Source organism: Anaerostipes amylophilus (genome assembly GCF_025567365.1).
In the GTDB taxonomy this organism is placed as follows: Bacteria; Bacillota; Clostridia; order Lachnospirales; family Lachnospiraceae; genus Anaerostipes; species Anaerostipes amylophilus.
In genome coordinates, this window is record NZ_JAOQJG010000006.1 from 37,740 (window position 1) to 52,834 (window position 15,095).

At 38.6% G+C, this 15,095-nt stretch carries 14 protein-coding genes; all 14 read left to right on the plus strand.

All coding sequences use genetic code 11. The features are described from left to right. Positions 1-23 precede the first annotated feature (23 nt). Positions 24-2,663, plus strand: coding sequence for an alanine--tRNA ligase (gene alaS, locus OCV53_RS09480; RefSeq protein WP_081020103.1), 2,640 nt, complete (start codon positions 24-26; stop codon positions 2,661-2,663). Positions 2,664-2,765: 102 nt separating this feature from the next. Beyond that, entirely contained in the window at positions 2,766-2,942 is a 177-nt protein-coding gene (rpsU, locus tag OCV53_RS09485; protein ID WP_015530429.1) for a 30S ribosomal protein S21, read from the plus strand. Positions 2,943-3,042: 100 nt separating this feature from the next. Further along, complete coding sequence (locus tag OCV53_RS09490; protein ID WP_022374099.1) at positions 3,043-3,309, plus strand: YabP/YqfC family sporulation protein; 267 nt, start codon at positions 3,043-3,045, stop codon at positions 3,307-3,309. Between the two features lie 24 nt (positions 3,310-3,333). Further along, complete coding sequence (locus tag OCV53_RS09495) at positions 3,334-4,569, plus strand: sporulation protein YqfD (protein ID WP_055197873.1); 1,236 nt, start codon at positions 3,334-3,336, stop codon at positions 4,567-4,569. Positions 4,570-4,686: 117 nt separating this feature from the next. After that, positions 4,687-5,685, plus strand: a complete 999-nt coding sequence (locus tag OCV53_RS09500) for a PhoH family protein (protein ID WP_022374097.1) — start codon at positions 4,687-4,689, stop codon at positions 5,683-5,685. Positions 5,686-5,692: 7 nt separating this feature from the next. Further along, positions 5,693-6,205, plus strand: a complete 513-nt coding sequence (ybeY, locus tag OCV53_RS09505) for an rRNA maturation RNase YbeY (protein ID WP_022374096.1) — start codon at positions 5,693-5,695, stop codon at positions 6,203-6,205. Further along, positions 6,202-7,848: a putative polysaccharide biosynthesis protein gene (locus tag OCV53_RS09510; RefSeq protein ID WP_055197876.1), complete on the plus strand. Its 1,647-nt coding sequence runs from the start codon at positions 6,202-6,204 to the stop codon at positions 7,846-7,848. The genes ybeY and OCV53_RS09510 overlap by 4 nt, the downstream gene beginning before the upstream one ends. A gap of 94 nt (positions 7,849-7,942) precedes the next feature. Then, on the plus strand, positions 7,943-8,308 hold the full coding sequence (locus OCV53_RS09515) for a hypothetical protein (protein WP_055197878.1): 366 nt from the start codon (positions 7,943-7,945) through the stop codon (positions 8,306-8,308). Further along, the gene (locus tag OCV53_RS09520) at positions 8,259-9,551 is read left to right on the plus strand and encodes a BaiN/RdsA family NAD(P)/FAD-dependent oxidoreductase (protein WP_262568798.1); all 1,293 of its coding nucleotides are present in this window, start codon (positions 8,259-8,261) and stop codon (positions 9,549-9,551) included. Before OCV53_RS09515 ends, OCV53_RS09520 begins: the two co-directional genes overlap by 50 nt. After that, entirely contained in the window at positions 9,548-11,125 is a 1,578-nt protein-coding gene (locus tag OCV53_RS09525; protein WP_055197882.1) for an NAD(P)/FAD-dependent oxidoreductase, read from the plus strand. The genes OCV53_RS09520 and OCV53_RS09525 overlap by 4 nt, the downstream gene beginning before the upstream one ends. A 25-nt stretch (positions 11,126-11,150) precedes the next feature. Next, positions 11,151-12,005, plus strand: a complete 855-nt coding sequence (gene proB, locus OCV53_RS09530; RefSeq protein WP_022374091.1) for a glutamate 5-kinase — start codon at positions 11,151-11,153, stop codon at positions 12,003-12,005. Between the two features lie 35 nt (positions 12,006-12,040). After that, positions 12,041-12,250 (plus strand): DUF896 domain-containing protein, encoded by a 210-nt coding sequence (locus tag OCV53_RS09535; protein WP_008391314.1) that lies wholly within the window; start codon positions 12,041-12,043, stop codon positions 12,248-12,250. A gap of 61 nt (positions 12,251-12,311) precedes the next feature. After that, positions 12,312-13,553, plus strand: a complete 1,242-nt coding sequence (locus OCV53_RS09540; protein WP_055197884.1) for a glutamate-5-semialdehyde dehydrogenase — start codon at positions 12,312-12,314, stop codon at positions 13,551-13,553. 222 nt (positions 13,554-13,775) lie between these two features. Then, complete coding sequence (gene rsxC / locus OCV53_RS09545) at positions 13,776-15,092, plus strand: electron transport complex subunit RsxC (protein WP_055198108.1); 1,317 nt, start codon at positions 13,776-13,778, stop codon at positions 15,090-15,092. The last annotated feature ends 3 nt before the right edge of the window (positions 15,093-15,095 follow it).

Here is a 15,095-nt window from a genome sequence, read left to right on the forward strand (position 1 = left end):
AATGACACTAGGAGGATGAAACGTTGAGAGCATATGGAGTCAACGAACTCAGGAAGATGTATCTTGAGTTTTTCGAAAGTAAAGGACATTTAGCATTAAAGAGTTTTTCACTTGTGCCAAAGAATGATAACAGTTTATTACTGATCAACGCTGGTATGGCACCACTGAAACCTTACTTCACAGGACAGGAAGTACCACCAAGAACAAGAGTAACAACATGTCAGAAGTGTATCCGTACAGGAGATATTGAAAATGTTGGTAAGACAGCAAGACATGGTACATTCTTTGAGATGTTAGGTAACTTCTCTTTTGGAGATTATTTTAAACACGAAGCAATCGCATGGTCTTGGGAATTTTTAACAGAAGTGATCGGATTAGATCCAGATAGATTATATCCATCTGTATATGAAGATGATGATGAAGCATTCGAGATCTGGGAGAAAGAGATCGGAATCGCACCAGAGAGAATCTTCCGTTTTGGAAAAGAAGACAACTTCTGGGAGCATGGTGCAGGACCTTGCGGACCATGTTCAGAGATCTACTATGATCGTGGAGAGAAATACGGATGTGGAAGCCCAGACTGTACAGTAGGATGTGACTGCGATCGTTATATGGAAGTATGGAACAACGTATTTACACAGTTTGAGAATGACGGACACAACAATTATACAGAATTAGAGAACAAGAACATTGATACAGGTATGGGACTGGAACGTCTTGCTGTTGTAGTACAGGAAGTAGATTCTATCTTTGATGTAGACTCTATCAAAGCAATCCGTGATGAAGTCTGTAAGATTGCTGGTGTTACTTATGGTGTCGATCACGAGACAGATGTATCTATCCGTGTGATCACAGACCATATCCGTTCTGCTACATTTATGTTATCTGATGGTATCACACCATCCAACGAAGGACGTGGATATGTACTTCGTCGTTTGATCCGTCGTGCAGCAAGACATGGAAGATTACTAGGAATCGATCATCTGTTCTTAACAGATATCAGTAAGATCGTGATCCGTGAATCCAAAGACGGATATCCAGAATTAGAAGAAAAAGCAGAATTTATCTTCAATCATTTATCTCAGGAAGAAAAACAGTTCAACAAGACGATCGATCAGGGACTGTCTATTTTAGCAGATATGGAAAAAGATATGAACGAAAAAGGCAGCAAAGAACTTGCTGGTGCTGATGCGTTCAAATTATATGACACTTATGGATTCCCACTAGATCTGACAATCGAAATCTTAGAAGAAAAGGGATTTACTGTAGACAAAGAAGGCTTTGATAAAGAAATGCAGATTCAGAGAGAAACTGCCAGAGCTGCAAGAAAAACAACAAACTACATGGGTGCCGATGCAACTGTTTACGAACAGTTAGACCCAGCTATGACAACAAAATTTGTTGGATATGATGAGCTTACTTGTGAAGGCGAGATCACAGCCATGACAACAGAGACAGAAGTTGTTTCTACTCTGAATAAAGGAGACAAAGGAACAATCGTTGCTGACCAGACAGCATTTTATGCAACAAGTGGTGGTCAGGAAGCAGATAAAGGTGTGATCGTCAGTGGAGATGCAGCTTTTGAAGTAGAAGATGTTATTAAATTATCTGGTGGTAAGTTCGGACATGTTGGACACGTAGTTGAAGGAACATTCAACGTAGGAGACAAAGCAGTCTTTACAGTCAATGAGAAGAACCGAGCATTAGGAGCTAAGAATCATAGTGCAACTCATTTATTACAGAAAGCATTAAGAGAAGTGCTTGGAACTCACGTAGAACAGGCAGGATCTTTAAATAATGCCGAACATTTAAGATTCGACTTTACACATTTCTCACCATTATCTGATGATGAGATCGCAAGAGTTGAAAAGATCGTCAATGAAAAGATCGCCGAGGATCTTCCAGTTGTAACAAAAGTTATGTCTATGGAAGATGCTAAGAAAACAGGAGCTATGGCACTGTTTGGAGAGAAATACGGAGATGAAGTAAGAGTCGTTTCTATGGGAGATTTCTCTGTAGAATTATGTGGTGGTACTCATGTAAAGAATACCGGAGTGATCACAGCATTTAAGATTTTATCTGAAACTGGTGTTGCATCAGGAGTTCGAAGAATCGAAGCAGTGACTGACCAGGGAGTATTTAACTATTACCACAAACAGGAAGAAGAATTAAAAGAAGCAGCCAAAGCATTAAAAGCTACACCAGCAACACTGCTTACAAGAATTGAATCTCTTCTTGCAGAAGTGAAAGAATTAAAGAGTGAAAATGAATCCTTAAAGAGCAAACTTGCAAAAGATGCTCTAGGAGATGTTATGGATCAGGTAGAAGAAGTCAAAGGAGTGAAAGTTCTTGCAACTTCTCTAGAAGATGTTGATATGAACGGGCTTCGTGAACTTGGAGATAATTTAAAAGAAAAATTAGGAGAAGGTGTCATTGTCCTTGCTTCCCAGAAAGACGGAAAAGTCTTCTTAGTTGCCATGGTAACAGACGAAGCACAAAAAGCAGGGGCACACGCTGGAAACCTGATCAAAGCGATCGCCGGATGTGTTGGAGGCGGCGGTGGAGGACGTCCAAACATGGCTCAGGCCGGAGGAAAGAACCCAGCCGGAATCCCAGAAGCAGTAGCAAAAGTAAAAGAAATTTTAGAAAGTCAAATTTCATAGTTGACAAATCTCTGGAATGTGATATACTAATCTAGTGCAAAAAATTAAAACCCAAACAGTCCTATGCACAAGTACAAGACTGGAGGGGAGGTCGGGAATAGAATGTCAAACGTAATCGTTAAAGAAAATGAATCTTTAGATAGCGCTCTTCGCAGATTCAAGAGAAACTGTGCAAAAGCAGGAATTCAGCAGGAGATTCGTAAAAGAGAACATTACGAGAAGCCAAGCGTAAGACGTAAGAAAAAGTCTGAAGCAGCTCGTAAGAGAAAATCTAAATAATTTTTATCAGTTGAAAAGATAAGCATCATTTACCTGAAAACAGGTATATGATGCTTTTTTTCGGCATATATTAAACCAAATGCCACAAAAGGAGTTTTTCATGAAGAATAAACCAAAAGAAGCAATCGCCAAAGGACTTTCGCTTCCAAGAGATGTGGTGTTTGGAGATTTTATCATTAGCTTGACAGGGAACTGTGAAGCGTACATAGAAAATTATCGGGGAATTGTATCGTATGATGAGGATACGATTTCTGTTCAGGGAAATCATGTCATATTAAACATCTATGGATGTGGTTTAACGGTTGATTTTTACTCACAGGAAGCGATGAAGGTTAAAGGAAAGATCAAAAGGCTGGAATATGTATGATATTCTCTGAAAGGAGCATGGCATATGCTTAAGATCCTGCATTTTATATTTGGGCAATTATATTTTCAAGTCAAAGGATATCAGGCAGAGCGTTTCCTAAATCTCTGTGCCAAAAACCATCTGGTACTGTGGGAATTGAAACCAGTATCAGACGGCTATGCCTTTTGTATTAGAAAAAGTGCTTATCAAACATTAGTAACATTAGCACAGAAAGCAAATGTTGAGCTTACGTTACAAAAACAAAGGGGGCTGCCATATTTCTTAAAAGAACATAGAAATCGTAAAATATTATTTTTCTTCATATTTTTATGTGCGATGATGATCTTTTCTTTTAGCCAGTTTTTATGGGAAATCACAGTTTCAGGAGGAGAAGTATATTCGAAAAGTGATATACTAAAATATGTCACGGATAACTACTATCATCTGGGAACATTAAAATATCAGATTGATTGTGATGCTTTGGAAGATCATCTGAGAGAAGATTATGATGAGATTGCGTGGGTATCCTGTTCTGTTCAGGGAACAAGACTACATATCGAGATCAAAGAAACTTTGGATCGCAAAACAAAGCAGAATCCAAAGAAGCCATGTGATATCGTGGCAAATAAATCAGGGATCATTACAAAAATGGCAGTAAAAAGCGGGACACCATTGGTAAGTACCGGTGACAGCGTGAAAAAAGGAACAACATTGATATCTGGATTGATCTATTACTACAGCGATGATTTTACTGTGACACAAACAGATAAGATCAAAGCAGATGGTGAAATTATTATGCGTACCAAAGAGGTATATGAAAATTCCATCCCGATGGAATATTATGAAAAAACAATCACAGATGAGAAAAAATGCATCAAAAATATATATTTGGGGCAATATCAGTTTGATTTTCCATCGAAGCAAAAACAGAATCATACAAATGTAGTGACAGAGAGAAGATCATTAAAAATAGGGACTTCTTTTTATTTGCCCATAGGAATTACGATTCAAACAACCGAAAAATACCAGCCAAAAAAGAAAATCTTAACGAAAAAAGAAGCACAGTTGAAATTAAAAAAACAGCTCGAACATTATCTTACGAAGAAAGCCAAAAAAGGGGCAAAGATTGTTCACTGTGAAGAAAATTATCAAAGGAAGAACAACCGATATGAAGTGAGGGCATCGATCATCAAAGAAGAAAGTATTGGAAAAATCCGAAATATCAAGAAATTAACAAAAAAACAAGAAGAGATGATCGCACCAACGACGGCACAGCAATAAATATTAAAAACCTATGAATCAGACCACATGTATTTTATATGTCTGTCAGGTTGAAAAACTTTGTAACAGATGGTAAAATACATAAGAATATACGCAAAGAAGGAGACTGAGAATTAGATGAATCCAGTTGAAATAGAAATGAATTTTCCAGCAGAACATGGTGGGAATGTATTTGGGCAATTTGATGCCTACATGAAGAAAATTGAAAAGACATTGCATGTAAGTCTGATCCTGCGTGGTGACCAGTTAAAATGCATTGGAACACAACAGGCAGTTAATCATGCGATTTCTGTGATCGATGAGTTACTTGAATTATCCAAACGAGGGAATGTGATCACAGAGCAGAATGTAAATTATGCTTTATCTTTATCTATGGAAGAAAAATCTACAAGTCTTGTAGAACTTGATAAAGATGTGATCTGTCACACGATTCAGGGTAAAGCTGTCAAACCAAAGACTTTAGGACAGCAAAAATACGTCGAAGCGATCAAAGATAAGATGATCACGTTTGGTGTTGGCCCAGCAGGAACTGGTAAGACTTATCTTGCGATGGCAATGGCAATTACAGCATTCAAGAATGATGAAGTCAGCCGTATTATCTTAACAAGGCCAGCGATCGAAGCAGGAGAGAAATTGGGATTCTTGCCAGGAGACTTACAAAGTAAAGTAGATCCATATTTAAGACCATTGTATGATGCTCTGTATGAGATTCTCGGAGCCGATGCATTTATGAAGAATATGGAGAAAGGCTTAATTGAAGTTGCTCCATTGGCTTATATGAGAGGCCGTACACTGGATAATGCATACATTATCTTAGATGAGGCACAGAATACAACACCAGCACAGATGAAGATGTTCTTAACACGTATTGGTTTTGGCTCTAAAGCGATCATCACTGGTGATTTGACACAGAAAGACTTGCCATTTGACAGTATTTCAGGGTTAGAAGAAGCTTTAAGAGTGTTGCGAAAAGTCAAAGAGATCGGAGTCTGTGAACTTACAAATAAGGACGTTGTAAGACATCCATTAGTACAGAAGATTGTTGCAGCATATGATCAGTATGAATCAGCTAGATCTGCGAGAAAGAATAAGAACAACAAAAAGAACAGAAGATAGGAATATTATGAGTATTATAATTGAGAACGAATACGAGGGAGAGATCAATATCCCTTATGAGAAGATCGCACATGAAGTCATTGAGGCAGCAATTGATTATGTGGACTGCCCTTATGAGTGCGAAGTGAACTTAATGTTGACTGATAATGACACGATCCATGAGATTAATAAAGAACAAAGAGAGATCGACCGTCCAACTGACGTATTATCTTTCCCAATGGCAGAATATGAACAGCCAGCAGATTTTTCAAAGATCGAAGAAGATCCGATGGCGTTTGACCCGGAAAGTGGGGAATTTCTGCTTGGAGATATTGTGATCTCTATGGACAAAGTATGGGAACAGGCTGAGAATTATGGACACAGCCGCGAGAGAGAATATGCATTTTTGATCGCGCACAGTATGTTACATCTGTTTGGATATGACCATATGGAAGAGGAAGAACGAAAAGATATGGAAAAACGTCAGGAAGAGATTCTGACAAAGACGAAATATACAAGAGATGAAAGAGGTTTAGTATGAGTAAAAGCAGCAAAAACTCATTTTTAATGCAGGGAATGATTTTAGCCGCAGCGTCTATTGTCTGCCGTGTGATCGGATTATTATATCGTAGTCCACTGTTTGGGATCATTGGCGAAGAAGGAATGGGGTATTATTCTTATGCATATAATATTTACAATATTATTTTGCTGATCGCATCCTTCAGTATCCCACTTGCAGTTTCCAAGTCAATTTCTGCAAGACTTGCAAAGAGAGAATATATCAATGCACAGAGAATTTTCTATGGAGCATTAGTTTATGCGATCGTTGTTGGTGGTATCGCATCATTGATCGCATATTTTGGAGCACCAACCTTTGTTGGACATCAGAAAGGTGCCGCACTTGCTCTTCAGGTGATCTCTCCAACCATCTTTTTCTCTGGAATCCTTGGAGTATTAAGAGGATATTTTCAGGGGCATAATACGATGGTACCAACATCCATTTCCCAGATCATCGAGCAGATCTTGAATGCGATCTTTAGTATTTTGATGGCATATGTATTGATCTTACCATATCTGCCATCTAAGACGATCACATACGAGATTGCTAGACATGGAGCAGCAGGTAGTGCGATTGGTACAGGAGTCGGAGTTTTAACAGGGCTGATCTTTTGTTTTATTATTTATCGTGCATATCAGCCAAAAGTTAAGATTCAGATGAAACATGACCGTACGAAATATATCGAATCTTATGGAAATATCTTAAAGATCTTATTATTGACGATCACACCAGTGATCTTCAGTACAGCGATCTATAACTGCAGTGCAACGATCGATCAGACGATCTTTAGTAATATTTTAGTAGGAAAAGGAATCACAGCGAAAGTAGTTTCAGGATTTTATGGACTGTTCAGCAGCCAGTACAATGTTCTGATCAACGTACCAGTAGCGATGGCATCCGCACTTTCCAATGCGATCGTGCCAAATGTTTCTGCAGCTTATGCTTTGGGTAAGAAAGATGATATGAATGATAGCATTCAGATGGCAATCCGTTTTACAATGATGATCGCAATTCCATGTGCGGTCGGACTTGGCGTGTTAAACAGCTCTATTAATGGACTTATTTTCGGTGCCGTATATGCCAAAGGATTAGGAGCTGCAATGCTTCGAATCGGTGCAGTCTCTGTTATTTTCTACTGCCTGTCTACATTGACAAATGGTATTTTACAGGGAATGGGCAAGATGCGTGTGCCAGTCAAACATTCAGCAATCTCTGTTGTCGTTAATATCGTTGTTTTATGGCTGTTATTAACATATACAGATTGTAAAACCTATGGATTAGTCTTTGCAACAATGGCTTTTTCGCTTGTCATGTGTCTGTTAAATGCACATTCCATCAAGAAATATACAGGATTCCATCAGGAGATCACAAAGACATTTATCAAACCTGCATTAAGTGCAGCTGTGATGGGTGTCGTATGCTTCCTGATCCAGTATGGGGTTCAAAGCGTCCTGCCATTTGGACGAGTATGCTTTGCAATCTGTGTGATCATTGCAGTACCAGTTGGAGCACTGATCTATTTTGCGGCGATCATTAAATTAAAAGTATTTACAGAAGAAGAACTTACAAAGATTCCAAAAGGAAATCTGATCGTAAAATTAGCAAAGAAATTACATTTATTGTAAAAACAATAACAAAAGTCCAAGTCGTAACAGATCTGGACTTTTTGTATAAATAATCCCATCTTTGGAAACAATATAGCCAAAGGAGGGTGATATCATGAAGAAGATCAACCGATTTTTGATCATTTATATGATCGTGATCACTGTTTTATGTGCATACATGTGCTATCTAGCCTTTACAAGAAATGAAAATATAGACAAGATTCAGGAAGTTCGCTCTCAGGTAACAACGACAGTGCTAAAGGAGCAGACAAAAGCCGAAAAGAAGGTGAAAGCAACCTACAGTCTTAAGATTTTAGATGGCAGTCTGGCAGTGATCAATAATAAGACAAAAGAAGTTTTTGAGTACACAGATATGAAGAAAGAAAACCTCCCAGCAGATATTTTAAATATGTTAAAGGAGAATTTTGTCTTTGAAAACAGAGAAGAAGTATATCATTTTCTGGAATCATACAGTAGCTAAACGAATAATTTGGAGAAAACAACAAATGAAATATGATGTGATCATCGTTGGAGCAGGGGCTTCCGGAATGATGGCAGCGATCACAGCAGCTGGCCATCATAAGAAAGTTCTTTTGCTTGAGCGAATGGATAAATTAGGAAAGAAAATATTGGCGACAGGGAATGGAAGATGCAATCTGTCAAATGCTTATATGGATGAGAATTGTTACCGCGGGCAGAGACCTTCCTTTGCCTATCCGATGATTGAAGAATTTGGTTTGGAAGAATTGATTCAATTCTTTGAATCCCTCGGAATGCTTATCACAGAGCAAAACGGGTATTATTACCCGGCATCCTTACAGGCGGCAACGGTGGTTGACACACTGACACAGAAATTAAAATATTTACATGTCGATATTTTGACAGACTTTGAAGTGATAAAGGCAGAGAAACGCAAATCGACATTTTATGTCTATGGAAATGAGAAATGTTTTCAGTCAAGCAATCTGATCCTTGCAACTGGCGGATGTGCACAGCCCAATTTAGGAAGCAATGGGAGTGGATACAAACTTGCAAAAGACTTTCATCATAAGATTACGGATACATTCCCGTCTTTGGTAGGACTGGAAGCGGAAGGGAAATATTTAAAAGAAACTTCTGGAGTCAGAAATGTCAGTGATATTAGCGTCTATGCAAACAATGAACTGATTGCAAAAGAACATGGAGAAGTCCAGTTTACCAAATACGGAATCTCTGGAATCCCAATTTTCCAGATCAGCCATTTTGCGATCGAAGCACTAAGAAGAAAGAAAAAAGTAAAAGTCTATTTAAATCTCATGCCGCAGATGGTAACCTTAGAAGAAACGACAGAAGTATTCTTAAAAAACTGTAATTACAAGACAGTGGAAGAATTCTTCCAGGGATTTTTAAATAAAAAGTTGGTTTATGCGATCTTACAGAGACTAAAGATCGATCCGAGAAAGCCAGTTGCGCAGATTTCAAAGAAGGATCTAAAAAGAATTTTAGATATGATCCAAAACTTTGAAGTCCAGATCAAAGGATACAAAGGATACGATATGGCACAGGTAACAGCCGGAGGTGTATCCACAAAAGAAATTATACAGGGAACACTAGAATCAAAGTTATTAGAAGGGCTTTATGTTGTCGGTGAATTACTAGATGTCGATGGAACATGCGGAGGATACAATCTGCAATGGGCATTTACATCCGGATACATCGCAGCAAGCCAGATAGGAAGACAATGATAAGAATCAACCAGATCAAGCTGCCGATCGATCACAAAGAAGCAGCATTTGAAAAAAAGATAAAAAAAGCGTTACATAACACAGAATATAAACAATACAAGATCGTAAAACGATCCATCGATGCAAGGAAAAAAGAAGAATTATCTTATGTATATGCAGTCGATGTGACATTAAGCAAGAATCAGGAAGAGAAATTCCTGAAAAAGAATAAAAACCGCAATATCATGGCGGTTAAAGAAAAGGTATTTGAATTTCCGAAAAATCAGAGAGAATTTAAGTATCCGCCAGTTGTGATCGGAATGGGACCAGCAGGACTATTTGCAGCCTTGATGCTCGCAAGAGCCGGGTTAAATCCAATCGTCTTAGAACGAGGAAAAGACGTCACAAACCGTATGAAAGATGTCGAGCATTTCTGGGAAACTGGCGAGTTGAATTCTGAATCCAATGTCCAATTTGGAGAAGGTGGCGCAGGAACATTTTCTGATGGAAAGTTAAACACATTGGTGAAAGATAAATTCGGAAGAAATAAATTCGTCTTAGAAACTTTCGTAAAACATGGGGCACCAGAAGAAATCTTATATGAAAATAAACCTCATATTGGAACCGATCTTTTAAGAAATGTTGTTGCAGGAATCCGAGAAGAGATCAAATCACTTGGCGGAGATGTCCGTTTTGAGGCAAAAGTGACGGATTTTGTGATCAAAGATGGAAAATTAACCGGACTGATCATCAATGACGAAGAAGAACTTAAAACAGAAGCAGCAATCTTAGCACCAGGACACAGTGCCAGAGATACATTTAAGGTATTATCAGACCGGAATTTAGAGATGCATCCAAAAGCATTTGCGATCGGACTTCGTGTGGAACATCCGCGTGAGATGATCGATCATTCCCAGTACGGAGAAGGTGCAGATAAATACAATCTTCCAGCAGCATCTTACAAACTGACCTATCATGCAGACAATGGAAGAAGTGTATATTCTTTCTGCATGTGTCCAGGAGGTTTTGTTGTCAACGCATCTTCAGAACCAGAACGATTAACTGTTAATGGAATGAGTAATCATGATAGAGCAGCAAAGAATTCTAACAGCGCGATCATCGCAAGTGTTACACCCGATGATTTTGACGGAGATGATGCATTAGCAGGTGTAAGATTCCAACAAAAATGGGAAGCAAAAGCGTTTCATGAAGGGAAAGGAGAGATTCCGGTACAGACATTAAAAGATTTCAGAGAAGGAAAGATTACAGAATCTTTTGGTGAGATCACACCGAATACCAAAGGAAAGACAAGCTTTGGAAACTTGAGAAACTGCCTTCCAGAACCAGTTAGTGAAGCAATTTGCGAAGGAATGGAATATTTTGATACAAAGATCAAAGGATTTAACAGAGAAGATACCGTTCTTTGCGGAATCGAAGCAAGAACATCTTCCCCGTTAAGGATTGAAAGAGATCAAGGATTCGAGAGTAATATTAAAGGAATCTATCCATGCGGAGAGGGAGCAGGTTTTGCCGGAGGTATCACTTCTGCAGCAATGGATGGAATTAAGGTTGCACAAGCCCTCGTTACAGTGTAAAATACCTTTCAAGGAGTGAATGAAAATGAATAATCGTGAAAAACTAAAAGATAAACAGAGAATCGTCATCAAAGTAGGAACATCTTCTTTGATCCACAAAGCAACAGGAAACATTAATTTATTCCGTTTAGAGAAATTAGTCCGTGTCTTAACAGATTTACATAACAGCGGAAAAGATGTGATCTTAGTATCATCCGGAGCAATCGGTGTCGGATTTAAAGCCTTAGGATTAGAAAAACGTCCGACATCCCTTCCAATGAAACAGGCATGTTCCGCCGTAGGACAGGGACAGTTAATGATGATCTATCAGAAGTTATTTGCAGAATACAATCAAGGATCTGCACAGATCTTGATCACAAAAGAAACAATGCTCAATGATGAGAGAAGATATAATGCCAAGAATACCTTTGAAGAATTACTAAAACTTGGCGTGATCCCAATTGTAAATGAAAATGATACCGTGTCTACAGAAGAAATTGAGTTTGGTGACAACGACACTTTATCTGCAGTCGTAACTGCTGTTGTAGAAGGAGATCTTTTAATTCTCTTAACAGATATTGACGGACTTTATACCGATGATCCGCACAAGAATCCAATGGCAAAATTGATCTCTGAAGTACCAGTCTTAGATGAAAAGATTGGGAAAATGGCAAAAGGAGCTGTAACGAAAGTCGGAACCGGAGGAATGGAGACAAAGATCGCAGCAGCCAATATCGTAACAGATGCAGGAGCAGATATGGTCATTGTGAATAGTGATGATCTAAATAATGTCAATAAAGTCGTTGCAGGAGAAGAAGTTGGAACATTATTCTTAGCACACAAACGTCCAGACTTTGATTTTAAGAAATACTTAACAGAACGCCCATACTTTAAGGCGTAAGGAATCATATATTATATAGAAAGGAAACATTACAAATGAAAGAAAAAGATATTCAGAGAATTAATGAATTATACAATCTAGATAAATCCATTGGATTAACACCAGAACAGAAGGAAGAACAGAGAAAGTTAAGACACGAATATATTCAGTCTGTCCGTGCTAACTTAAGAGCACAACTTAATAACGTAAGCATCAAGAATGAAGATGGATCTATCACTCCGTTAAAACCAAAAGGATTAAACTAGAGCAGATTAGATAAAACAGATTTATAAAGATGCAAAACATACCGAAAAGGAGGCATTCATAATGTTAGAACAACTAGGAAAACAGGCAAAAGAAGCATCATTCATTCTTGGAAAAGCAGGAATTGAAGATAAGAATGAAGTATTAAGAGAAGCCGCCAAATGTCTGCTACAGAGTCAGGAATACATCTTAAGCGAAAACTATAAAGATGTAGAAGCAGCCAGAGAAAATGAGATGAGTGAAGCATTGATCGATCGCTTATCCCTAAATCCTGACCGTATCGAAGCAATGGCAGAAGGACTTCGTCAGGTAGCTGAACTTCACGATCCAATCGGTTCCGTAGAACATATGCAGAAAACACCAAACGGACTATTGATCGGAAGGAAGACAGTACCATTAGGAGTTGTTGGAATCATCTACGAATCCCGTCCAAATGTAACAGCCGATGCTTTTGCATTATGCTTTAAAACAGGAAATGCATGCCTTCTGCGCGGTGGAAGCGATGCGCTCAACTCAAATCTTGCGATCACAAACGTGATTCAGAGTGCATTAGAGTCATGTCACATGCCAAAATACAGCATGCAGCTTTTAACAGATACAAGTCATGAAACAGCAACAAAGATGATGCAGTTAAACGATTACTTAGATGTTCTGATCCCTAGAGGTGGTGCAGGACTGATCAAGAGCGTTGTAAAGAATTCCACAGTTCCAGTTATTGAGACAGGAACAGGAAACTGTCATGTATATGTTGATGAATTTGCACAAAAAGATATGGCAGTGAACATCATCATCAACGCAAAGACACAGAGACTTGGAACATGCAATACATGCGAATCTTTACTCTTACATAAAAACATCTTAGAAAGTCATGGTCCAGCCATCATTGAAGCTTTATTAGAAAAAGGTGTCCAGATCCGTGGAGATGAGAGAGTTTGTGCCTTAAATGATCAGGTCATCCCAGCAACAGAAGAAGACTGGGGAACAGAATACTTAGATTCTATCATCTCTGTCAAAACTGTTGATAGCTTTGATGAGGCAGTGGCACATATCAATCATTATAATACAGGACATTCCGAAGCGATCATCACAGATTCCTACCAGAATGCTCAGGAATTCTTAAATCAGATCGATGCGGCAGCTGTTTACGTGAATGCATCCACAAGATTTACGGATGGATTTGAATTTGGATTTGGAGCGGAGATTGGAATCAGTACCCAGAAGATTCATGCCAGAGGACCAATGGGATTAGATGCACTAACAACAACCAAGTTTATCATTTATGGCAATGGACAGATCCGTAAATAATGTAGTAGCGTCGACAGAATTGTTAACTTATTTTAGAATTTTAAGGAATTCTGAAGAAAAAACACAGAATTTTGTATGCAATATAAAGAAAATGTTAAAAAAACATTGAAAAATAAAAAAGACTATGATATCATAAGTCTTGTGTTCAAAGGAGTTTTCATTTCATGAGAACTCTTTTTTTTCGCAATGGAAAAAAATGTAAAGAAGAAAGGAAGGCTTAAAATGGCATTGTTTACATTTAGCGGAGGTGTTCATCCAGCGGATGGTAAAGAATTTGCAAAGAATTCACCAATCACCGAATACCTGCCAAAAGGAGATGTTGTTTTACCTTTAGGTCAGCACATCGGTGCCCCTGCAAAACCAATCGTTAGCAAGGGTGACCAGGTATTAGTAGGCCAGAAGGTGGCAGAAGCTGGAGGATTTGTATCCGCAAACATTTTCAGCTCTGTTTCAGGAACTGTTAAAGCGATCGAGCCAAGAATGACTCCAGCCGGAGCAAAAGTTAACTCTATCGTAATTGAGAATGACGGAGAATTCAAAGAGGTTGCATACGAGACAAAACCTTATGACCAGATGTCTAAAGATGAAGTCTTAGCAGCGATCAAAGAAGCCGGAATCGTAGGACTTGGTGGAGCTGGATTCCCAACACATGTAAAATTAGCTCCAAAAGATCCAGATGCGATCGAGTATATCATCGTAAATGGAGCCGAGTGCGAACCTTATATCACAGGTGATTACCGCACATTAATGGAAACACCAGAACTTTTAATTGAAGGATTAAATATCGTACTTGATATGTTCCCAAAAGCAAAAGGTATCATTGGTATTGAAGATAACAAAAAAGATGCAATTGCCAAAGTAGAAGCACTGGTAAAAGGTGATGCAAGAATCAGTGTTGCAACATTAAAGACAAAATACCCACAGGGTGCAGAGCGTTCTTTAATTTATGCAACAACAGGAAGAAGTATCAACTCTAGCATGTTACCAGCAGATGCAGGATGCATCGTTGATAATGTAGCTACGATCGTAGCGATCAAAGAAGCTGTCAAAGACGGAAAACCATTATATGAACGTATTGTGACAGTGACTGGAGATGCGATCAAAAACCCAAGCAACTTTAAAGTCCGTACAGGAACAAATGTAGAAGAACTGATCGAAGCAGCTGGTGGATTTAAAACACAGCCTGAAAAGATCATTTCTGGTGGACCTATGATGGGTATGGCAATGTTTACAACAGACGTACCAGCTGTGAAAACATTCTCATGCTTCTTAGCGTTCACAAAAGATGAAGTTGCTGCAAACCAGCCAAGCAATTGTATTCGTTGTGGAAGATGTGTAAGCGTCTGTCCGCAGAAGCTGATGCCAGCAAAATTATCTGTATTAGCAGATCATAACAAGTTTGACGAGTTTGAAAAACTTTATGGAGCAGAATGCGTTGAGTGTGGATCATGTTCATTCGTATGTCCAGCAAAACGTAACCTTGCACAGTCCATGAAGACAGGTCGTAAACAGGTATTAGCTAACCGTAGAAAGAAATAAAGG